Source organism: Paenibacillus sp. cl130, assembly GCF_900116035.1.
In the GTDB taxonomy this organism is placed as follows: domain Bacteria; phylum Bacillota; class Bacilli; order Paenibacillales; family Paenibacillaceae; genus Paenibacillus; species Paenibacillus polymyxa_B.
Map to the genome: position 1 here is coordinate 1 of NZ_FOYG01000008.1, position 20,268 is coordinate 20,268.

Below are 20,268 nucleotides of genomic sequence, written 5' to 3' on the forward strand. Positions count from 1 at the left end.
AAAAGGATGTATCGGGTATTAGCTACCGTTTCCGGTAGTTATCCCTGTCTTGTGGGCAGGTTGCCTACGTGTTACTCACCCGTCCGCCGCTAGGTTGATTAGAAGCAAGCTTCTAATCAACCCCGCTCGACTTGCATGTATTAGGCACGCCGCCAGCGTTCGTCCTGAGCCAGGATCAAACTCTCCATTAAAGACCAACCGAAGCTGGTTTATAGAAAGAGCGATAAGCTCATTTTGAAACTGACGAGATAAAATATCTCTTGTTTGATTTTGCGAACAAAATCGTTTTACTCACTCGTTGTTCAGTTTTCAAAGATCAAATCTGCATTTTGTCTTACTTTGTTTCACCACCGCGTCTCAGCGGCGACTTAAATAATGTAACACATAACCTCATTTTTCGTCAAGCTTTTTTTTGAAAATTCATTTTTCTGCTTGATGCAACACGTTTATCCTGCTTTAAACAGTTCAAAATTATTCATGCTGCTTAATGGGGCGAGTTATAACTTATCACATATTTTATATACTCGTCAACCTAAATTGATAATTTATATTTTTTAACTATTTATAAATACTAAATCACGTACAAAAAAAGGAAGAAAAGTCGGTTTAACAACCTTTCTTCCTGACAAATCAACCCCTGCACATCAAATAAGGGAGTAACGCAGTTCACGATTTTGTCCACGCTCCCTAAAATCCCCGGCAGCTGTTTCTCTAATAAGTGAACGATATACCAGTTTACGGAGCACGACGGTAAGATCCAATTGGAGATTCTTTAGCTCAGGATGGTTAATAAGTTCATTTATAGACCAAGGTTCCCGTCTGCTGCCTAATATACGGAATAGCGGAGATGAGCATTCCTCCATTTTTGACATAACTGAAAATTCACAAGCAAGCAGTACTAGTTCAACCCGTTGTTCCAAGGTTTCCGTACTTAATGTGAGTTCGTTATACAGTTTGTCAATCGTTCGATCCAGAGGCTGTACCTGAACCCATAAGTGAACCTTTGGATAAATCCCCCGTTCAATGAGTTCAATAGATGCCCAATGATCCAATGCTTTCAGAACACTTTGATAAGCGTCAATGATCCGCCCTTCTCGCACCGCTCTTTTACCATGAACGTAATTGACCAGAAAGCGGGAGAACTCATGAAATCGCTTCTGCTCCCGCAGTGGATCGTTAAAATCAACAATTTCCTGTCTTAAAAGACGGACCCTGTCATCCCGTTCCCAGACAATACGACCTTCTAGCACATAATCTATAATGTTGGCTTGTTCACCAGCGATAATCCATTCCTTCAGACAACTGAGCGTTGCATACAACACTTGGCATCTTAGTCCATTCATAAATAAGTGTTGAATAGAACGAACTGGCTTGGTGCCTTCTCCAATAATTAGAATGAGTTCATCAAAGTCATACAACATCGAACCGTGAAAATACTCTCCCGGCTTTCTGTACGAAATAACACCTATTGAATCTTCCTGCAACAATTCATCATACATCAGGTTTAATTTGGTTAGCTGCACTTCTCCCTCCATACCTGCAAGGCGGCTATGACCGCAAATTGGATATTTGGATACATGTGATCATTTCTACATAAATAAGAGACTTCCTTCTTCAATTGTATAAATTTTTATCTTATTCACTTATTTTTTTCAGTATTACCCAAGCGTTTTCATCTGCAAAGGTTCGATTCCATGCACCAATTCCTCCGAGCTTCAGCGATTTGGCAAGGTCTACTCTTGCTTTTAGAGATACCTGATCCTCTAGCCAAATCTTTTTGACCACGCCGTCTTCTGTATACTCGACATAATTTTGACCTTCGGAAGCTCTAAACTTAGGCTTCAACTTAAATTTGTTTATGATATCCGCTGCTGACTCCATACCAAGCGATTTGGAGGTGACCTTAATCTTCCCTTCTTTGGGAGTCTCGGACCACACTCGAGTATATAATGGAATACCTAAAACCACTTTTTGAGGCGGCACTTCATCTTCCTGAATAATTCGCTTAATTGACGCTTCCGTCCATGGTAGCGAGGCGACAGAACCAGCCTTTGGACTAGCCGCCCAATGTTCATCATATGCCATTACCATGAGGTAATCTGTGATGGTGCCTAATGATTTTCGATCTAAAAAAGCTGACCACATCTCACTTTGAGATTTAGGCGTTACATCAATGGACAGTATCAAATCATGTTCCCGAGCCATCGGTTTAAGTTCCCGCAAAAATTGGGTGACATTTGGGCCATCCTTCGTATGAACATTTTCAAAGTCAATATTAATACCGTCCAGATCATTTTCTAGGGCAAGTGAAATCATCTGATCTACAATCGACTTTCGACGTTCAAAGGTGGACAAAGCTTCTGTTGTTAATTCGGGATTAAAGCTGTTGCTCAACAAGCCCCAAACCTCCATCCCCTTGCGATGTGCCCAGCTGACATAGGCAGGATCTGCCTTGCTTTCTACAGTACCTTCATGATCGACGACACTGAACCACGTAGGGCTCACCACATTTACTCCAGGCATAGGATCAAACTTGGAAGGATCGGGCTTGCGATTATAGACAGCTTCCCAAGCGAGGTTTACTGATCTACCCTCCCAATGTTTTTCCGAGATGGACAAATCGTCCTTAACCGAAGGGATCACAAGCTCTTCTCCTTCAGCGACATGGTCTGACTTAATGTATCCTGCATAACCATTGTCTAACTGAACAAAATACCAATCGCCCTGTCTGGACCAAATACGCACCTTCGTCCGCTGAGATATATCTGTCAAAATGAAAGATAGGCTAGAGGCTTCTTTACGTAAGGCGATTCTAGCATCCTGTGGGCCATCCTTCTTTTCTACACTCCCCAGCCTGACCTTCTCTCCAGCCTTCATTAGGATGACAGCACCAGTCACAGGATCTTCGTGTATAGAAACGCCGTATACTTCACGTACAGCCTCTATCGGGATATATACCTCTCCACTGATTACCTGAGGGGCTGCGCTCAGCGCATATGTTTTACCATTCAGTTCCCCTTGTGCCTTCGAAACCTTCATATAGAGCAGGCTTTGTCTCGTCGCCATAATAACGGTTTGGCTGTCATCCTCATAGCGAACGGTAGGATCAATTTTACTTTGCACCAATTTAAGCGGCATCAGCATGTTCTTGCCGGAGCTCTGAGCTTCATACCCAGTCAACTTTCCCTGCATAAAAATAGGACGGACACTGCCCTGCCAATCGGGTTTCTCGTGAAGGGGATTGCCAAACCATACAACAGTAATTGCACATATAATCGCTGCAAATAATAGCAGGCTTGCCGCTCCTTTGAATCGTGAACGTTTACGGCGGCGTCTGGAATGATTTCTGGCCAATATTGAACCTCCATTGTATGAACTTTGAATTTCCGTATTTTGTAACCTCAACAGATTACTTAAAACAAAAATAAAGTGATTTAAACAAAAAAACGCGGTAAATCCCCGCTTATGGGGAATTCCTCACGTTTCCAATCCATTACAATATATACATACCGCACAAAAAACTTCTATTCCTTGTTTCGTTACGTTTGTTTGTTACTACAAGCTTTGCATACTCCGTGTAACTCCATACGATGTCCATGCACCTCGAAGCCTGTTTCCAACGCGGCATGGCGTTCCACATCGGCCAAATACGGATAACTGAAATCTTCAATCTTTCCGCATTTTTCGCAAATGATGTGATAGTGCTCCGAAATATTGGCATCATAACGACTGGCGTTATCTCCATAGGTCAACTCATGTACCATACCCGCTTCTATAAACATCTTTAAGTTATTATAAACCGTAGCCACACTCATACTTGGAAACTTGGACTCAAGCGCTCGATATATTTCATCTGCAGTCGGGTGCCCCATAGTTTCCATTAAATAGTTTAATATGGCATGACGCTGGGGTGTTATGCGTACACCTGTCTTCTTCAGAAGTTCCAAAGCATGCTGGACGCGTGCTGCCATATATGTCCACCGCCTTATCCCTTACTTACGATCCTATCAATTACCACGCATCTATTTACAATTCACTTCTAAACCTACTCACATTGTACGGTCTACTCAAGTTTCTTGTCAACGCGCCGTATTGTCGCCGGATATTCCTATAGAGGTATCTGTCTCAGAAGCTCCCGGTTCAGCCGCAGAGCTTTCAGATGTATCGGGCGCAGTCGTACCCCCGGAATCATCCAAGTCGGGTAACGACGGCATCAGTAACTTTTTAATGGTTAAATTACTGTTGCCCTCTACGTTGATCGCATACTTGCCTGTCCCGTTTTGGCCTGAAATACTTTTACTGTCTATTTTAAATGGAAAATCGGATTGAAGATTACCATAACTGCTTGAACCCTCTAACTGAAAATCTCCATTCGACGGAAGATCCAATACGATATCACCGACAGCACTGTATATTTTCCAATCTCCGCCTATCTGCTCGCTATGCACTTTGATAGAGCCATTAAGCGAATTTGCATTCAGCTTGGCTGTAGAATTCAGCACATTCATGTCACCATTCTGAGTATCTACGGTGATGTCCCCTTCCGAACGAGCGAGCTGAATATCACCTACCATGGTGTGCAGTGTCACAGCTCCTTCAATATCGCCTGCTTGCATGTCGCCACGGTTCGTGCGCACATCCACATCTCCAGAAATCCGATGCAATTTAACCTGACCGTTCAGCGTGCCTCCCTTGACATTGCCGATAGCGTCATTAACAGTGAGATTTCCATTACCGCTCTCAAGCCGAATGCTGTCAATTGCATCAACTCCATTCAAGGAAATATTCCCGTTGGAGGTTCTAATCTGCACATTGAACCGCCGGTCCTCCGGCACGGTGATCAGCATGTTCACACGAGGCTGACGTTTGCTTGATGCTCCGTACGACTTTGCCTCCGGACGAATCTGGATAGTCTTGCCGTCGGTAGAAGTCAGTGAAGAAGCTTGAGCAATCTTGTCCGCTTCGGCAGCAGGCGCTTGATCCACCCATAGAGTCCCTCGTACCTCTATATTGGACACAGGCCGTCTGATCAGTGTTACATCACCATTAACCGAATCAACTACTAAATCGGACGTCTGCATAGTTACAGGTACCAGCATACCACCCATATCATACCGATTCTCTTTAGCCTGGCTAAAATCCATAGAGGCTGACGTCAGATTGAGACTGACCCGGTTCCACAGATACATATAATGATTTTGCTGGGTCACGATAAAAACCGAGGCTGCCACTACCAAAGCGGACAGAATCCCCTTTAGGTCAGGTCTGAATCGCCTTCCGTTGTCAGACTTGCCTTCTTTCCGATAGTACATGGCAAAAAAAATCAGATACTCCAGTCCCCAAAGCACAAAGATTACGGGCCACCAAACGAGGAGCTGAAGCATATATTCAGTATTTTGAAACACATCTACAATAAGCAAAATGCCTACAGCCATCAACAGAAGCGAAGAGGTGTAGCGCCCGACTCTTATTTTGCGGTGCACGCCAGCTTCACCCTCTTTCTTTCAACTTTTTACGCTTAAAGTTCAGAAAGGCTTCCCTTAGAAAAAGGAATAAACCGATCATCATTAATAAAATGGCCAGCGTAAGGAATCCATAATCCTCAAAGAAATTACTCAACCAGCGAGGTTTCATGCGAAACAAAATCATAAGTCCACCGCCTGCCACCATTAGCACAGCAAAAGCAAAGCCTCTCTCCCATGCATAAAAAGGACTACTTTGCTGGCCTCTAGCATCCATTCGTGCATAACGATCTGGCTTACGCCGATAACGAACCATGTAATCTGCTGACTGTAAGACATCATATACATTATAAAAATATAAAATGGGTATGAACAATCCAAGCAAAATAAGTAATGGAATGTTGATCCTCAAGCCGTCAGAGGAAACATACAACATCGCAAAAATATCTAGCAGGAGCAATACAATAAAACTAAGCCCCCTAATAAACAGTCCTAAAAAAAGATGTCCCAGTCCGGGTAACAATGCCGCCATGATAATAGCAATCACTTTGCGAAATTTAGCGTATTTTAGACGTTTCCCCTGTCTGGGCTGTTCCCGCTGTTCCGATGCTTGTAGCTGTCCAGCCTCTCCAGACGGTAACGGTTGTTCCGAGTTCATGCCATCCTCCCCTTTGAATCCCATGCGTGGCTCCGCTGAAAATACTTCGATGCTTACATAGTACCCCAATCGGATTTAAGAGTAACTGTTAAAAAAAGGTAGACTATTACTCGACGGAGACAGCAGCTATATCTTCCCATTGTCGTAAATCAGCTGCAATACGTACGGGATTAAAATCATGACGGGCCAGCACCTCTAGGGAAACTTCCATACTCTGCCGATCTGGGTGTAATTCGTGAAATGGGACATTTTCATGTTCTTTAATCATTATTTTACGTATTTCCACTTTTTCTTGCTCTAAATAAGTCGAAATCTGCTCCAGCAGTCCGTGAGAGGACAATCCGTACAATGTAATAAGATGACGCTTGCGTCCACGCATATACCGAAGTTCAACTTTGTTAAACACCCATAAATTTAAAAATACGAGCACTGTCGCCGCTATAGACGGGAAATAAAAGCCTGCTCCCACCCCAAGGCCAATAGCAGCCACGACCCAAATGGAAGCCGCAGTCGTTAGTCCGGTAATGGATTTACCTGTGAACATAATCGTCCCTGCACCCAAAAAGCCTACGCCAGTGATCACAGCCGTAGCCAAACGAGCGGGATCTATGCGTACATTAACTTCTTTAATGAAATCGGCAAAGCCGTAAATGGAGAGTAGCATAATCAGCGTCGAACCAAGACTGACCATAATATGAGTCCTCAAACCAGCTGCGTGATTGGAACGTTCGCGTTCAAAACCAATGAATCCACCGAGAAGCATGGACAGTAAAAGCCGTAAAATGATATGTGAATCGTCTATAATCCACGGATTATTCATTCGAGTCTCTCCTCCCGGTTATGTCGTGCTTCCCACTCCGGGTGCGCGGTTTGTGGGCTTATGTGCATTTTTAATGCCAATTTAATGTTATCTCAATGCTATTCCACCTTATGCAGATGGTAGGTGGTTAATTCCACGCCTGGGGCGACCTCGGCCGCAGATACGGGGCGAAAGCCATGTTTTCGATATAATGTCACCGCAGGAGTATTTAAGGTTCCTGTAGAGACGATAAACAACGGGATATTTTGATATTCACTCAAAACATGCTTCATTAAAGAGTCCGCAATGCCTTTACGAAAATGATCCGGGTGAACCATCATACGTGTAAGGGTAAGCGAATCGGGCGACTCAGACTGCACAGCCAGTGCTCCTAGCAATTCACCGTCCTCCAGCCACCCATAAAAAGACTCTCCACAGCTTTTCAGCGTATCCAATGTATCCATCAGTGGAGGAATCTCATCAAACCCAATCAGCTCAGCTTCCAACCTATAGGCAACGTGCTGTAGACGCCATATCTGACTGACGATATCATCATCTTCCAATGAACATAGGGTAACCATGCTGTTTTCCCTCCTAAGGAAACTCATAAAATGCCATCAGGATTCTAAAGCTTGTTCGCGCCAACCGTTCTCAGCGTCTATGCAAAAGGGGCCTGTCCCTAAAAGACAAGCCCCTGTCAAATCTATGCCATTAGCGGTTAAGCACTTCCGTCAGCAACTTATTAGCAAGACCAGGGTTTGCCTTCCCCTTGCTCTCCTTCATCACTTGACCGACTAGGAAGCCGATGGCCTTTTGCTTGCCAGCTTTGTAATCTTCGACCGATTGCGGGTTAGCTGCTACAACTTGTTCGACAATCGTCAGGATTGCACCCTCATCACTGATTTGTACAAGCCCTTTTTCTTCAACAATTTGCTGTGGCAGTTTATCACTTTCCAGCATTTCCTTGAAGACCGTTTTAGCGATTTTGCTATTGATCGTTCCCTTCTCCAGCAGTCCGATCATTTCACCCAAGCCCCGTCCGGTCAATTTAACCTGCGACAGCTCCACACCAGCACTGTTCAAATAACCGAGTAAATCCCCCATAATCCAGTTGGATACTGCTTTGGCATCCTTGGTGAATTGAAGGCTATCCTCGAACAAATCGGCCAATGGCTTGGAGGACGTAATCACCTGGGCATCATACTCAGGTAATCCATATTCCGAAGTGTAGCGTGCTTTACGCTGGTCAGGCAATTCAGGAATCGAAGCACGAATGCGTTCTTTCCATTCCTCATCTATATGCAGTGTAACGAGATCCGGGTCTGGGAAATAACGATAGTCATGGGCCTGTTCCTTACCACGCATGGATAAAGTTTTACCTTGCGCTTCATCCCAACGACGTGTCTCCTGTACAATCGTTCCGCCTTCGTCCAGCGTCTGCTCCTGGCGGAACTGTTCATATTCCAGTCCGCGCTGTACGCCACGGAAGGAGTTCATGTTTTTCAGTTCCGCTTTAGTTCCCAGCTCTTTTTGTCCATGCGGACGAAGGCTGATATTCGCGTCGCAGCGAAGTGATCCTTCCTCCATCTTCACATCGGATACGTCACAATACTGCATAATGGCACGTATTTTTTCCAGATAGGCCTTGGCTTCTTCCGGCGAAGATATTTCCGGCTCCGAAACGATCTCGACCAATGGTGTGCCGACCCGGTTAAAATCGACCAAAGATGCGTAGCCACCATCAACATGTGTTAATTTCCCTGCGTCTTCTTCCAGATGCAGTCGGGTAATACCGATACGCTTTGTCTCACCATTCACTTCAATATCAATCCAGCCATTTTCGCCAATGGGTTGATCGTATTGTGAGATTTGGTAAGCCTTAGGTGAGTCGGGGTAAAAATAGTTCTTGCGGTCAAACTTGCTCACATCAGCAATGGTGCAATTCAGCGCCATTGCTGCTTTCATCGCATAATCAACGGCCTGACGGTTCAATACCGGCAGCACCCCTGGATGACCGAGACAGACCGGACATGTATGAGAGTTGGGTGGTGCTCCGAAGGATGTCGAGCATCCACAGAATATTTTAGACTTCGTATGCAATTCCACGTGCACTTCAAGTCCGATGACCGTCTCATATTTGGATGTAGTTGTAGACATGAATAGGTTCCCTCCTTTTTGGCAAATTACAGCTGCGGACGCTGCTTGTGAAATTCGGTATTTTGTTCAAAAGCATGAGCTACGCGTAGCACGGAAGACTCGTCAAAGGCTTTTCCGATAATTTGTAGTCCGACTGGCATTCCATCCGCAAGACCACACGGAATGCTGATGGCTGGCACACCAGCCAAGCTTACCGGAATCGTCAAAATATCGTTCAAATACATTGTTAATGGATCGTCCACTTGCGAGCCGATTTTGAAAGCAGTTGTCGGTGCAGTAGGTCCGATAATCACATCATATTGTTCAAATACACGATCAAAATCCTGTTTAATCAGTGTGCGCACTTTTTGAGCTTTCAAATAATAGGCATCGTAGTACCCGGAGCTGAGTGCATAGGTACCCAGCATAATCCGACGCTTCACCTCGGGACCAAACCCCTGCGTACGGGACTGATGGTATAGATCAAGCAGGTTGTCCGGATTGTCAGAACGCACACCATAGCGCACGCCGTCAAAACGGGCCAGATTGGATGACGCTTCGGATGAAGCCAGCAGGTAATATGTAGCTACCGCATATTCTGTGTGAGGGAGAGACACTTCTTCCCAAACAGCACCCAGTCCTTCCAGCGTTTTCAGTGCATCCAGCACCTTTTCCTTGACCTGAGGATCGACGCCCTCACCAAGATACTCTTTAGGCACAGCGATACGAAGTCCTTTTACATCCCCGGTTAAAGCGTTCAAATAATCAGGAATGTCTACCTTCGCAGAAGTGGAGTCCTTCTGGTCATAACCTGCAATGGCTTGTAGGACATAGGCTGAATCCTGAACATTTTTAGTAATGGGTCCAATTTGGTCTAAAGAGGAGGCAAAAGCCACCAGTCCAAAACGGGATACTAGACCATAGGTTGGTTTCAGGCCAACTACACCGCAGTAAGAAGCAGGCTGGCGAATGGAACCACCTGTATCCGAACCGAGTGTGAAATAAGCCTCACCCGCTGCAACAGCCGCAGCTGAGCCGCCACTGGAACCGCCGGGAACACGTTCTAAATCCCAAGGGTTACGTGCAGGGAAAAAGCTGGAGTTCTCGTTAGAGCCGCCCATGGCGAATTCGTCCATGTTCATTTTACCGAGTGTCACGGTTTGCGCTGCGCGTAACTTGCTAACAACTGTGGCATCGTAAACGGGATCAAAATTTTCCAAAAACTGACTGCCACATGTTGTACGCAGCCCTTCTGTCACGATATTATCCTTAATACCAACCGGCAGGCCAAACAACAGCCCTCTTTCCTCTCCGGAAATCAGCTGATCATCCAGCTGACGTGCGGATGCACGGGCCTGTTCCTCGTCAACGGTAATATAAGCTCTGATCTTGTCTTCCCGCGCACCAATCGTCTCCAGAGCGTGTCCCACCAGATCACTCACGGAAATTTCCTTTTGATGCAGCTTGTTATGTATCTCGGGCAATGTGTTATTGAACAAGCTCAATTTGCATCCTCCTTTCAAATATGAGATCTATTCCAGAACAGCAGGAACCTTAAACTGTCCGTCTTCTTCTTCAGGTGCATTGCGCATCACTTGCTCATGTGTCAAACTTTCGCGAACTTCGTCGTCTCGCATGACATTGCTGACGTGCAGCACATGAGTGGTCGGTTTTACCTGCTCCGTATCCAGCTCATTCAGCTTCTCCGCATAATGGAGAATGGCGTTTAATTGTCCTGTCATCGTTTCTTCCTCAGCCGCGGTCAGATTCAACCTGGACAGCTTGGCTACGTGACGGACATCTTCCGTGGAAATGTTCATACAAAACCCTCCTCATGTATATGAGGATTTTGCAAAAAATCCTATAGGCGGCTTCCAATGAGCAAGATATAGATCAAAATGGTTTAGTTCATCTATATATTGCACTTCGGAGCGACTGGAATCGAATTTTGCAAAATCCTGATATTAAAAAATGCTGCACCGAACTTCGAAATAACGTTTTTAATTATAGGATAGAACCCTTTACAATTCAATCTTTGACGCGGTACAGAAGCAAACTGTACATCAATGAGGTAAATGTTGCTAAAAGGATATAAAAAAAGCACCTCTCGGTGCTCTTTCGAGAAAACTATAGGAGCTGAGATTGTGCCCATTATATATTTTTAAAAAGAGTCGGCAGTAGCCGACTCCTATATCCAAGCACGCAAATTGACTTGTCTGATAAAATCAGCCTGTGACAACAACTCTGCCGCGGTTTCTTCTTCCTCTTCAGTCTCTACCGAATCAAGACCACCGTTCATTACATGCTTGAACAGTTTCTCATTATGAGTAGCAAGGGCGTAATCTATCAGCGCTTCACGCTCAATCCGCTCGGCTTCCAGCTTGAGAATACTCTCTTCCAGCTCGATGTCCCCGGATGGTACAAAAAAGTTGCGGTTCACCTTCGGTACGCGAATGACATAGTCAAAAGCATTGTCCGCATTACGGTCGTAAGCAATGATATAACCATGTTCGCCCACAGGAAGATTCTGCTCAAAAGCATCCGCGACGATCATAATTCTAGCTCCTAAATGATGCATCGTTAGCCCCCCCGTTTGTCTGAACTTATCTGCTAAGTCTACTAAAAAAAAAGTAGCTTGTCTATATCATCTATGTATCTTCATAATCGACCGTCTCCACGTCCCAACCTGTGTTCATTCAGCCTCACATGCCAGTTTTGTGAAGGGATTCCGCTCCGTCGTTTCACCTTTTTCCAAGTCATGATCTTCGGCTCGGAACCTACCACAGAATCTTCAATATCTATTATATTGGGAACACGGAAACTACCTCCAATCTCACGTTGTACCCCAAATATATGTTTTCTTTTCATTCTTGCTCCCCCTTGTGATCTGACGGCCTCATGCCTCTTTATCCTCTTAATGGGCAAAAAAAAGAACGCAAACCGGGATTCATCCACAGCTTGCGTGCTTCGCGAGTTTAGTATGTAACTTTAATAAATTTATGTTAACAAAAATAAAAACCTTTGTCTATACATAATTTATAATTTGTTGTCGAAATGGGGCAAAACCTGTCACACCTTTGATTTTGCCCCTACTGAAAACGTTCATCACATTTACCGGATATACGGATTATTAGCTTTCTCATAACCGATAGACGTTTTGGGACCGTGACCGGAATAGACTGTAACGTCATCTCCGAGCGGAAACAATTTGTTCTGAATAGAATCGTATAGATCCCGTTCCCGGCCACCCGTCAGATCCGTGCGTCCGACGCCCTGACGAAATAGCACATCCCCGGAAAAAAGATCTTTGCCGCACAAAAAGCTGACACTTCCGGGTGAATGGCCCGGTGTATGGAAAACCCGGAACGTGTGCCCGATCAGGTTCAATTGCTGACCTTCTGCCAAATCATATTCGGCAGGTTCCGTCGAGATCGGAGGGGATGCCTCTGGCCACATCAAGGAACCATTCAGCTTAGGAGATGTGAGCCAGTCTTGCTCCAAGGCGTGCAGATAAACCGGGCAGCCTTTGGTATTGCGAATCTCCTCTACTCCACCGATATGGTCAAAATGGGCATGAGTCAGCAGGATAGCTTCAATGGTCAGTGGCTCAATAGCTCTGAGCAAAGGACCCGGATTCATCCCCGGATCAATAATAACGGCGCGCTGCGGATCATCCCCTTGAAGCAAATAAGCATTTGTTTGGAGAGGACCGAGATTAAAGCTGCGAATAGATAACGTCATAAGTTAAAATCCCGAGATCAGCTCGCGTAATTCCTGAACAATTACAGGATGGACCTCGGTTCCCTCCCCATATTTTTCAGCCATTTCTTTACGAGCAACTGCGATTTTTTCTTGATAATCATCAGCTTCCCGATCTGGATTTTCACGTTTGAATCCAATCATAATTTGTTGGACATGTGCAGGGCGTGGTCCCCAGTGGCCAAGTACGTGACCTCCTGTATCCGCAAAAATCACAATCGGAACAGCACGTCCTCCCATTGTCAGGAAGTCATCCATCAGCGCCTGATGGTTTTCCAAGATTAATACTTCGGTCGGAATCCCGCTATTCTCCAGCGCACGGAACACAACTGGCACATTGCGCACCACGTCCCCACACCAGTCGGCAGCCAAAATAAGCACGCGCAGATCATCCCGATGGTTCAAGCTTTCAAAATACTCTCGATCCTCTTCGCGATTCCATACAAACTGATCGTACCCAGAGCGGAAGGCTTCTTTGTTCTTTTCCATGCCCTCCATAAACTGTTCAGGGCTTAAGCCCTTTCCGAAGTATTGCGATACATTAGTACGGCTCATGTTATACACTTCCTTTTTTGTTTTTGGACAAAATCCACTTGATAACAAAATAAATGATCAAGAGTGCAAGGGCAACCAGCAAAATCGGTTTGATGTAAGGTGCTGCCACTTCGTCAATTTGCTCCCACTTGTCTCCTAGCAGCATACCTAAATATATAAACAAAACAGACCAAGGTATAATCGCTAGCGTTGTCAAAATAGTAAAGCGCCATACGTTCATTCGAGCCAACCCGGCAGGGATTGAGATGGCATGACGCACAACAGGAATAAAGCGAGCTGTGAAAATGACCCCTGTGCCGTATTTGTTAAACCAGGCTTCAGCATGGTCGACATGACTTTTTTTGATAAGTATGTATTTCCCATACTTATCTAATACCGGTCTGCCGCCATAGCGCCCAATCCAGTAAATGAATAGCTGGGCCAGCACCCCGCCAATCGTTCCAAAAACGACTGCGCCAAAAAAATTAATATGACCCGAGGATACCAAAAAGCCACCATAAGCGAGGACAATTTCGCTTGGAATGACCTCAACCATCAAGCCTAGCATAATACCAAAATACCCAAGACTACGAATGATCTCAAACAAATAATTAATGATACTAGATATTTGGTCCACTTCTCTTCCCACTCCCTGCCTGTTTCTCTATTTTCATTAGTGTATCACAGCGGCAGAACAAGTCGCCACTTCGCCCAAATAGGGAGGTCAGTGACCCCGACCCCTCTGCCCGCATAAGTTGAGAGAGAGAGGAGGGGGTACAATATGCCTCCCGGCAAATTCCCCAAACATGACAATTCACAATCCCGTTTACCCACGGCTCGTGGTATTCGCCGCGCATGTATCAAAGAGTTGTATCGAACCTGCAAACGTCTGCCTGTTCACATTGCTCCTGATCTGGTCAAGCAGGGCGAGGAGCTATACTGCCGCAAGGTCGTCGGACACCTTATCTGGATTGCGGAAAACCATAGTAACCGCAAACTACTATGCGACTGGTGGGACGAAGATGTCAGTGAGGAGCTCGCAGCATTGTGGAAGGTGGATCGCGATGTTTTGTGCACCGCTTTTAGAAGTGCCTATGGTGGATAGATGTTTGCGTACTGCAACTATGAACCGTGAACTACAAAAAAAGTGGAGCCACCCCGCAGTGGCTCCACTTTTACTATATTCCTAGCTGTGTGTCTGCTTTTTCCCTGCTCCATCGGGAAGCAAATCCGCACAAGCGCGTTCCAAATAAGGATCAGCATGAATAAAATCCCGAAATGCTGTGTATTCATGCCACAGAACGGATTGTTCTCCCGCTTGCCCTTTGACGGCACGAATCAGAATGTTTTTAGGTGTATGCTCCATGTCGATAAATTCCAACAGCTGTGTCCGATATCCCATCATATCCAGCAGTTTGGCCCGGATTCCATCTGTTGCCAGTGCAGAAAAACGCTCCTTTAAAATACCATGGGAAAGCAACGGCTCCAATACCGGATTTTCCAGTTGGCTGAACAGCTCATGCTGGCAACACGGAACCGACAAAATGACGGAAGCTCCCCAGCGGACGGCCTTTTCCAGCGCCGCATCCGTTGCTGTATCACAAGCGTGCAAGGTAACAACCATATCCACCTGTTCCAGTTCGTTATAGTCTGCGATATCACCGACCAGAAACTCCAACTGTCGATATTGCAGCTTTTGAGCCAGAACATTACAGGTTTCAATGACATCTGCCTTCAAGTCCAAACCAACGATCTGCAATGGTCGCTTTTGCTGTACAGCCAAATAGTGATACAGCGCAAAGGTCAAATACGATTTGCCACAGCCAAAATCCACAATCGTCAATGGGCGGCCTACCGGAAGGCTAGGCAATATATCCTGCACCATTTCGAGAAACCGGTTAATTTGACGAAACTTATCATACTTGCGGGCCAGTACCTTACCATCCTCATTCATTATCCCGAGCTCAATCAGGAAAGGAATTCGTTCCCCTTCTTCGAGCACATATTGCTTTTTGCGATTATGAGACAGGTCGGCTTTACTTTTGCTCGGTGACTTTGTCAGAATGGATACTTTATATTTTTTACTGATCAGCACTTGGTAGTCTGCATCCTTGGCGCATAAAAGTCCTTGGCGGAACGTGTCCTCAAACAAGGCAGTCATACGCTCATTAGCTTCGTCAGGGGTCAGATTTTCATGAATGACTTTGTTGCTATAATGAAAAGCAAACTGGTAATGCAGCTTGTTTTTCAATTCTACAGGTTTGATTTGCACTTTAGTAAAAGAAGCATCCTCCCGTTTGCGAAGCTGACTCAGCGTCGCTGTTATGAGGGATCCTCCCGTGGTCAATTGGTATATAAGTTCGCGCAGTGAATCCAAAAGGTACATCTCACTTTCTTTCATGTAATTGGGTGATCTCGGTCAAACCCTCGGTGACTTCCTGGCGTGAAATTCCACCCAGCTCCAGCTCTGCATTGGTCTTATCCAGTAATTGACTATAAAACTTCTCCGCTTCCGCTAGCAGCTCTGGCTGCTCCCATGCCAATCCAAACCAGACATCGGCGGCTTCGTCCAGCCTGTTTTCCCGCTCGTAATGAACAGCCAACAGCTTGCTGGTTTCAGGGGGAAGCTCATATTCATGCACCAGTTGCACGATACACGCTATTCGTTCAGGCAAGACCTGCAGATCACGAGTCGCGCCATTCGTATCGCTGTACAAATATAAATGAAGAGATTTCATCAAGATTCGTATGCCCTCGTCTGTTCTGCTGGTTTCCAGGTAAATCACGGCTTCTTCCTCTAAAATGCGAGCCACCTGCTGGAGCTTGTCTGCTTCAATTCCAGGGCCCAATCGGAAAAGCTCAATAATTTGTTCCGGCGGCAATCGTCTGAGCAGATCTGAACGAAGACGAAACTGCTTGTTGAGCAGGTCATCTAGCTGTTTTAGCGCTTCGACGTGTTTATTTTCACGCCTTAGACCGAGCACCGATGCTACTGCGGATGTCAATTCTTCCATCATACTGAGCAAATAATCTTTTCTAAGCAAGCCGTTCCCTTCCTTTCATCCCGATGCCTAGACAACCAGAAACTCTGTCTTCTGATTGTATGACATCCTTGTCTAAAAGCCAAATGCCCCACCATGCAGAAATACCACTCATAACCTTCACCCTCAGTTAATAACATCAATGATCAGGTAGTCAGAATGCTCACGTATGGCAGTGAAATTCCTACGGTACAGTACTTTGTAGCTGATCATGTGAATAGCGAATGATGAGTTTTTTTAAAATCAATATTGCTTCTTTGTTAGTGTCGTGATATTTTTGTTTCATACGAAACAAAAAATAATCAGTATATTTAAACATTCTATAAAATAATTCATAGTAATTATTTTCTTTAGAAACAAAATTTATATGAATATTTTTGTGAGAAAGGATGATGGAGTTTGGGTAAACAATTTAGCTCGATATTACCGGAACATCAAGAGTTTATACAGCGGCAGCACATTTTCTTTGTAGGATCAGCACCGCTATCCAAGACAGGGCACGTTAACCTTTCCCCCAAGGGATATGATTCCTTTCGTATTCTATCGGACCAAAGGGTAGCCTATCTCGACTTGGCGGGAAGCGGCAACGAGACAAGCGCCCACATTATCGAGAACGGACGGGTAACAATCATGTTTTGTGCATTTGAGGGCGCTCCCAGTGTATTAAAGCTCTATGGCACTGGTACCGTCGCGCTGCCTGATACTAAGCAATGGAATGTGCTGTACCCACTCTTCAACCCGCTTCCCGGTGCAAGACAAATCATTGTTGTGGACATTCACATGGTTCAGAATTCATGTGGTTTTGCGGTTCCCTTCATGACATACACGAGCGAACGGGAAAAGCTGAAGGAAGTCTCAATTCAGATGGGAGAAGAAGCACTTAAAAGATATGCCTATGAGAAAAATTTGGAGAGTATTGACGGTTTGCCGACAGCGTTTGCCTTTAACAAAAGCAACATAAATTAGACACCTTACACTCCTAAAAATAATTGACTACACAAAAAACCAGAACCTTCTGATTATCACCTCAGAAGGTTCCGGTTTTTTGGGCTTCCCTTAGTCTATTTTTTCAAGTTCTGCTCTAAAAATGTCAAGATAGCGTTCGCTAATAACTCCGGTGCTTCGAACAAGCTCATGTGACCTGCTTCCGGTAGGGTAACCTGAGTTACTCCGGCCCGATCTGTTGTAAACGTCCGCGCTGGAGGAACCGCCTGATCCTGCTCACCCGCTACTAAAAGGGCTGGCAATGCAGAAGCCGACAATACATCCCGACGATCAGTACGCTCGCGCATAGCCAGTGATGCTCCTACGGCTCCTTGTGGCGGTGTTTTGTAGCCAATTTCTTTGACTTTCAGTAATTGGCTGGACATCGACTCCACATGATCAGGAGCAAATAGCCCCGGTACAAGTCCATCTACAAAGGTCGTAATCCCCTCCGTTTGGATGGTGGATACAGCCTTATTCCGCTTTTCTTTACCTTCGTCCGTATCTGCATAAGCTGTGGAATGAATCAGTCCAAAGGCTGTAAGGCGCTCTGCATGTCTCTGCACTGCCGAAAGGGCTAGATAGCCTCCTAGGGAGTGGCCAAACCAGGCAGCCTGAGGGATGTCCAATTGTTCTTGAAGTTTAAGCACATCATCTGCCATTTGATCAATAGTATAGGCTCCTAGTGGAGCATCGCTGCGTCCGTGTCCACGCAAGTCTGGAACAATACAACGATAGCTTTGGGACAGCAATGGAACAACCTCATCCCAATAGGAGGAGCTTCCGCAAAAACCGTGCAATAAAATGATCGGTTCTCCTTTTCCCTGTTCGGCATAGCAGATCGTCGTTCCTTCGCATAATACCTTTTCCATATGGAACCCTTCCTTCTCTGTATATAATCTATTGGAGCTGAATATATTATTAAGTAGAACAATGCTGATGTATATTATTAAGCAGACCATCAATATCTGAAACGGTAACCCTCCGGAAAATCTTGCGAAGCTGTTTTTAAACCAAATTCATAAGCCGCCGCATTAGCAATATGCGCAGCCATTGTCATGACCAAGTGAAGCGACGTCATTTGGAGTGTCCAATAGGGTTTGGGACTGCGCTCATTTACAATCGCTGCAACACTATAATGACCAACAGACGGCAGAGACAGCCCCACCGATCGCGCAGGAGTTAGCGGTTCACACGCAATAAGAAACGTTCCCGTTGAGCCGTGCTGTCCAAGACAAGCATCTATGGCGATCACATGATGATCTTGGGGAATGCACTCCAAGTATGAAACCAGATGATCTGCATCACAGGGCTCCGTCATTGTGCCAATCACGTGCGGAAAGCCTTGCTCCTTGAGCATGGTGCCTACCAGTGGCCCAAGTGAATCACCCGATGAGCGATCTGTACCGATGCAAACAAAAGTCAACTTATCTATAGCATGCTGATGATGAATTTCTCGGAAAAACGGCGCGAGTCCATCTCGATCTGTTTTCTTTACATTATGTTCTAAGGACGAGCGACCGGGTGCGGAAGCTCGATTATACAAAGACAACTTTGTCCATCCTCCTTGATTCGGTTGTATATCGGTAATCTGGCTTTCAGTACATTCTACAACAAAAACATGATACAATACAGGCAACTTCCCCTGTTATGAAAGGATGGAAAATTAACGATGGATTTGTCTGTACCGTCTCATGCCAACATTGAGTATATGATTGAGGGTATTAAAACTAAACTCCGTATGGCGAGTGGTGCTGCTATGCAGGCATCCGCTTTCTCGCTGGAGCAATACGAGGACATTCATGATGTCTATGATATGGTGATAAGCAAGCCTAACCTGAGCATTTCAGAGGTTGAAGCTATTGTTTCTGAACTGGGCAGATTACGCAAATCCTCCTGAAATAGCTTATAGGAATACAGCTTAGCTGTATTACAACCTATCATCATGAACAACAGCCTTCATGATAGTGCCCTGTCAGCGTAAATAAAGCTCGTAGCTCCGCTCGTCTCAACAGACGTGCACCGGGATACGAGCTTTATTTTTTTCGATTGCATATGCGCATTTTCATACACTTCTTCACTCACTCAAGGATGCTTCAAGGCAAATCCGCTAACACCAGTTCAGATATATCCTCATTACCTGTAGCTCGTATCTTTAATGTACAGCTTTTTTGAATTCGCGCGGCATCACCAGGCCCTAACTGAAAATCCCCATCCTGGCATGTGACTTCTACATGACCGCTAACTACATAGATGTGGGTGCGGCGCTCCTCTTGCTGCGGATATTCAAGCTGCTGTCCTTTTTCCAATCTACTCAGATACAGATTTATATCCTGCGCGATGGATAACGCTCCCTCCACTTCTGAACCAGACACAACAGGCTGAAGCCGATTTAGACGTTCACTGTGCTTGAATCTTTGCACCTGATAAGAAGGCTGAATGCCTGGACTTTCGGGTAAAAACCACATTTGCAAAAAGCGGACCGGTCTTTCATCCCCAGTATTTCGCTCTTCATGTTCAATTCCGGTGCCTGCACTCAGAACCTGGATCGAGCCGCTTTTTAAATCCTGCTCATGTCCCAAGCTGTCGCTATGATGCAATTGGCCTTCAATTACATAGGTGACGATTTCCAAATCGTGATGCGGATGTCTTTTGAAGCCTTGCTGCGGTTCAAGCTCGTTATCATTATGGGCTAGCATACAACCAAAATGGGCATTGCTCGGATCTTCATAATCGGCAAATGAAAAGCTAAACTCACTATGAATCCATCCTTTATTTGAGGTATGTCTTTCTGCCGATGTCACTATTTTAATCATCCTTAACACCTCCATGGATTACAGTTCCGTAAAGCAGCTTTGCTTCGTGATGACTATTCCACTTCCGGCCCTGGCATTA

General features: G+C 45.3%; 23 protein-coding genes and 1 rRNA gene. 3 read left to right on the forward strand and 21 right to left on the reverse strand.

Going from position 1 to position 20,268, the window contains the following annotated elements:
* The 16 genes from BM358_RS20165 to BM358_RS20245 all read right to left on the reverse strand — a co-directional run.
* A 16S ribosomal RNA gene (locus BM358_RS20165) occupies nucleotides 1–191 on the reverse strand; the annotation flags it as partial.
* Nucleotides 192–644: 453 nt separating this feature from the next.
* Complete coding sequence (locus BM358_RS20170; RefSeq protein ID WP_028541865.1) at nucleotides 645–1,523, reverse strand: nucleotidyltransferase-like protein; 879 nt, start codon at nucleotides 1,521–1,523, stop codon at nucleotides 645–647.
* A gap of 112 nt (nucleotides 1,524–1,635) precedes the next feature.
* On the reverse strand, nucleotides 1,636–3,354 hold the full coding sequence (locus BM358_RS20175; RefSeq protein ID WP_028541864.1) for a glycosyl hydrolase family 18 protein: 1,719 nt from the start codon (nucleotides 3,352–3,354) through the stop codon (nucleotides 1,636–1,638).
* A gap of 185 nt (nucleotides 3,355–3,539) precedes the next feature.
* Complete coding sequence (locus BM358_RS20180; RefSeq protein WP_013311903.1) at nucleotides 3,540–3,971, reverse strand: Fur family transcriptional regulator; 432 nt, start codon at nucleotides 3,969–3,971, stop codon at nucleotides 3,540–3,542.
* Nucleotides 3,972–4,079: 108 nt separating this feature from the next.
* Entirely contained in the window at nucleotides 4,080–5,483 is a 1,404-nt protein-coding gene (locus BM358_RS20185) for a DUF4097 family beta strand repeat-containing protein (RefSeq protein ID WP_028541863.1), read from the reverse strand.
* Between the two features lie 7 nt (nucleotides 5,484–5,490).
* On the reverse strand, nucleotides 5,491–6,144 hold the full coding sequence (locus BM358_RS20190) for a hypothetical protein (protein WP_023990254.1): 654 nt from the start codon (nucleotides 6,142–6,144) through the stop codon (nucleotides 5,491–5,493).
* Nucleotides 6,145–6,226: 82 nt separating this feature from the next.
* The gene (locus BM358_RS20195; protein WP_028541862.1) at nucleotides 6,227–6,940 is read right to left on the reverse strand and encodes an MgtC/SapB family protein; all 714 of its coding nucleotides are present in this window, start codon (nucleotides 6,938–6,940) and stop codon (nucleotides 6,227–6,229) included.
* 98 nt (nucleotides 6,941–7,038) lie between these two features.
* Entirely contained in the window at nucleotides 7,039–7,500 is a 462-nt protein-coding gene (locus tag BM358_RS20200; protein WP_028541861.1) for a GNAT family N-acetyltransferase, read from the reverse strand.
* A gap of 130 nt (nucleotides 7,501–7,630) precedes the next feature.
* A complete protein-coding gene (gene gatB, locus BM358_RS20205) occupies nucleotides 7,631–9,076 on the reverse strand; it encodes an Asp-tRNA(Asn)/Glu-tRNA(Gln) amidotransferase subunit GatB (protein ID WP_013311908.1) in 1,446 nt (481 codons plus the stop codon).
* Nucleotides 9,077–9,102: 26 nt separating this feature from the next.
* On the reverse strand, nucleotides 9,103–10,560 hold the full coding sequence (gene gatA, locus BM358_RS20210; protein WP_028541860.1) for an Asp-tRNA(Asn)/Glu-tRNA(Gln) amidotransferase subunit GatA: 1,458 nt from the start codon (nucleotides 10,558–10,560) through the stop codon (nucleotides 9,103–9,105).
* Nucleotides 10,561–10,587: 27 nt separating this feature from the next.
* Nucleotides 10,588–10,875, reverse strand: coding sequence for an Asp-tRNA(Asn)/Glu-tRNA(Gln) amidotransferase subunit GatC (gene gatC, locus BM358_RS20215; protein ID WP_013311910.1), 288 nt, complete (start codon nucleotides 10,873–10,875; stop codon nucleotides 10,588–10,590).
* Between the two features lie 368 nt (nucleotides 10,876–11,243).
* Nucleotides 11,244–11,633 carry a hypothetical protein gene (locus BM358_RS20225; RefSeq protein WP_013311911.1) on the reverse strand — a complete coding sequence of 130 codons (390 nt, stop codon included), beginning with the start codon at nucleotides 11,631–11,633 and terminating at the stop codon, nucleotides 11,244–11,246.
* Nucleotides 11,634–11,713: 80 nt separating this feature from the next.
* The gene (locus BM358_RS20230) at nucleotides 11,714–11,923 is read right to left on the reverse strand and encodes a hypothetical protein (protein WP_023990258.1); all 210 of its coding nucleotides are present in this window, start codon (nucleotides 11,921–11,923) and stop codon (nucleotides 11,714–11,716) included.
* A gap of 243 nt (nucleotides 11,924–12,166) precedes the next feature.
* On the reverse strand, nucleotides 12,167–12,796 hold the full coding sequence (locus BM358_RS20235) for an MBL fold metallo-hydrolase (protein WP_023990259.1): 630 nt from the start codon (nucleotides 12,794–12,796) through the stop codon (nucleotides 12,167–12,169).
* 3 nt (nucleotides 12,797–12,799) lie between these two features.
* The gene (locus BM358_RS20240) at nucleotides 12,800–13,369 is read right to left on the reverse strand and encodes a thioredoxin family protein (protein ID WP_013311914.1); all 570 of its coding nucleotides are present in this window, start codon (nucleotides 13,367–13,369) and stop codon (nucleotides 12,800–12,802) included.
* A 1-nt stretch (nucleotide 13,370) separates the two neighbouring features.
* The gene (locus BM358_RS20245) at nucleotides 13,371–13,985 is read right to left on the reverse strand and encodes an undecaprenyl phosphate transporter UptA (RefSeq protein WP_013311915.1); all 615 of its coding nucleotides are present in this window, start codon (nucleotides 13,983–13,985) and stop codon (nucleotides 13,371–13,373) included.
* Between the two features lie 144 nt (nucleotides 13,986–14,129).
* Here BM358_RS20245 and BM358_RS20250 point away from each other — a divergent pair, with 144 nt between their 5' ends.
* On the forward strand, nucleotides 14,130–14,453 hold the full coding sequence (locus BM358_RS20250) for a hypothetical protein (protein WP_023990260.1): 324 nt from the start codon (nucleotides 14,130–14,132) through the stop codon (nucleotides 14,451–14,453).
* Between the two features lie 81 nt (nucleotides 14,454–14,534).
* On the opposite strand, the gene BM358_RS20255 is transcribed toward BM358_RS20250, so the two are convergent.
* Nucleotides 14,535–15,749, reverse strand: coding sequence for a class I SAM-dependent methyltransferase (locus BM358_RS20255; protein ID WP_028541858.1), 1,215 nt, complete (start codon nucleotides 15,747–15,749; stop codon nucleotides 14,535–14,537).
* Nucleotides 15,736–16,392, reverse strand: coding sequence for a DUF6483 family protein (locus tag BM358_RS20260; RefSeq protein WP_028541857.1), 657 nt, complete (start codon nucleotides 16,390–16,392; stop codon nucleotides 15,736–15,738). The genes BM358_RS20255 and BM358_RS20260 overlap by 14 nt, the downstream gene beginning before the upstream one ends.
* Nucleotides 16,393–16,788: 396 nt before the next feature.
* Between BM358_RS20260 and BM358_RS20265 the strand changes: the two genes are divergently transcribed.
* Nucleotides 16,789–17,355: a pyridoxamine 5'-phosphate oxidase family protein gene (locus BM358_RS20265; RefSeq protein WP_023990263.1), complete on the forward strand. Its 567-nt coding sequence runs from the start codon at nucleotides 16,789–16,791 to the stop codon at nucleotides 17,353–17,355.
* A 95-nt stretch (nucleotides 17,356–17,450) separates the two neighbouring features.
* Here BM358_RS20265 and BM358_RS20270 read toward each other — a convergent pair whose 3' ends face one another.
* Together BM358_RS20270 and yyaC are read right to left on the reverse strand one after the other, a co-directional pair.
* On the reverse strand, nucleotides 17,451–18,245 hold the full coding sequence (locus BM358_RS20270; protein ID WP_023990264.1) for an alpha/beta fold hydrolase: 795 nt from the start codon (nucleotides 18,243–18,245) through the stop codon (nucleotides 17,451–17,453).
* An 89-nt stretch (nucleotides 18,246–18,334) separates the two neighbouring features.
* The gene (gene yyaC, locus BM358_RS20275; protein WP_049828442.1) at nucleotides 18,335–18,925 is read right to left on the reverse strand and encodes a spore protease YyaC; all 591 of its coding nucleotides are present in this window, start codon (nucleotides 18,923–18,925) and stop codon (nucleotides 18,335–18,337) included.
* Nucleotides 18,926–19,045: 120 nt separating this feature from the next.
* On the opposite strand from yyaC, the gene BM358_RS20280 reads away from it, so the two are divergent.
* Complete coding sequence (locus tag BM358_RS20280) at nucleotides 19,046–19,273, forward strand: DUF1128 domain-containing protein (protein WP_013373034.1); 228 nt, start codon at nucleotides 19,046–19,048, stop codon at nucleotides 19,271–19,273.
* Between the two features lie 196 nt (nucleotides 19,274–19,469).
* Here the strand turns inward: BM358_RS20280 and BM358_RS20285 are convergent, their stop codons facing one another.
* Complete coding sequence (locus BM358_RS20285) at nucleotides 19,470–20,189, reverse strand: pirin family protein (protein WP_025721764.1); 720 nt, start codon at nucleotides 20,187–20,189, stop codon at nucleotides 19,470–19,472.
* Between the last annotated feature and the right edge of the window lie 79 nt (nucleotides 20,190–20,268).

Bases quoted from the DNA above. Each gene is read 5' to 3' on its own strand.
- BM358_RS20270 (WP_023990264.1), bottom strand. From the start codon at position 18,245: ATGGAAAAGGTATTATGCGAAGGAACGACGATCTGCTATGCCGAACAG.
- BM358_RS20240 (WP_013311914.1), bottom strand. From the start codon at position 13,369: ATGAGCCGTACTAATGTATCGCAATACTTCGGAAAGGGCTTAAGCCCT.
- BM358_RS20200 (WP_028541861.1), bottom strand. From the start codon at position 7,500: ATGGTTACCCTATGTTCATTGGAAGATGATGATATCGTCAGTCAGATA.
- BM358_RS20225 (WP_013311911.1), bottom strand. From the start codon at position 11,633: ATGCATCATTTAGGAGCTAGAATTATGATCGTCGCGGATGCTTTTGAG.
- BM358_RS20285 (WP_025721764.1), bottom strand. From the start codon at position 20,189: ATGATTAAAATAGTGACATCGGCAGAAAGACATACCTCAAATAAAGGA.
- BM358_RS20180 (WP_013311903.1), bottom strand. From the start codon at position 3,971: ATGGCAGCACGCGTCCAGCATGCTTTGGAACTTCTGAAGAAGACAGGT.
- BM358_RS20190 (WP_023990254.1), bottom strand. From the start codon at position 6,144: ATGGGATTCAAAGGGGAGGATGGCATGAACTCGGAACAACCGTTACCG.
- BM358_RS20230 (WP_023990258.1), bottom strand. From the start codon at position 11,923: ATGAAAAGAAAACATATATTTGGGGTACAACGTGAGATTGGAGGTAGT.
- gatC (WP_013311910.1), bottom strand. From the start codon at position 10,875: ATGAACATTTCCACGGAAGATGTCCGTCACGTAGCCAAGCTGTCCAGG.
- BM358_RS20255 (WP_028541858.1), bottom strand. From the start codon at position 15,749: ATGAAAGAAAGTGAGATGTACCTTTTGGATTCACTGCGCGAACTTATA.
- BM358_RS20280 (WP_013373034.1), top strand. From the start codon at position 19,046: ATGGATTTGTCTGTACCGTCTCATGCCAACATTGAGTATATGATTGAG.
- BM358_RS20250 (WP_023990260.1), top strand. From the start codon at position 14,130: ATGCCTCCCGGCAAATTCCCCAAACATGACAATTCACAATCCCGTTTA.
- gatB (WP_013311908.1), bottom strand. From the start codon at position 9,076: ATGTCTACAACTACATCCAAATATGAGACGGTCATCGGACTTGAAGTG.
- BM358_RS20195 (WP_028541862.1), bottom strand. From the start codon at position 6,940: ATGAATAATCCGTGGATTATAGACGATTCACATATCATTTTACGGCTT.
- BM358_RS20235 (WP_023990259.1), bottom strand. From the start codon at position 12,796: ATGACGTTATCTATTCGCAGCTTTAATCTCGGTCCTCTCCAAACAAAT.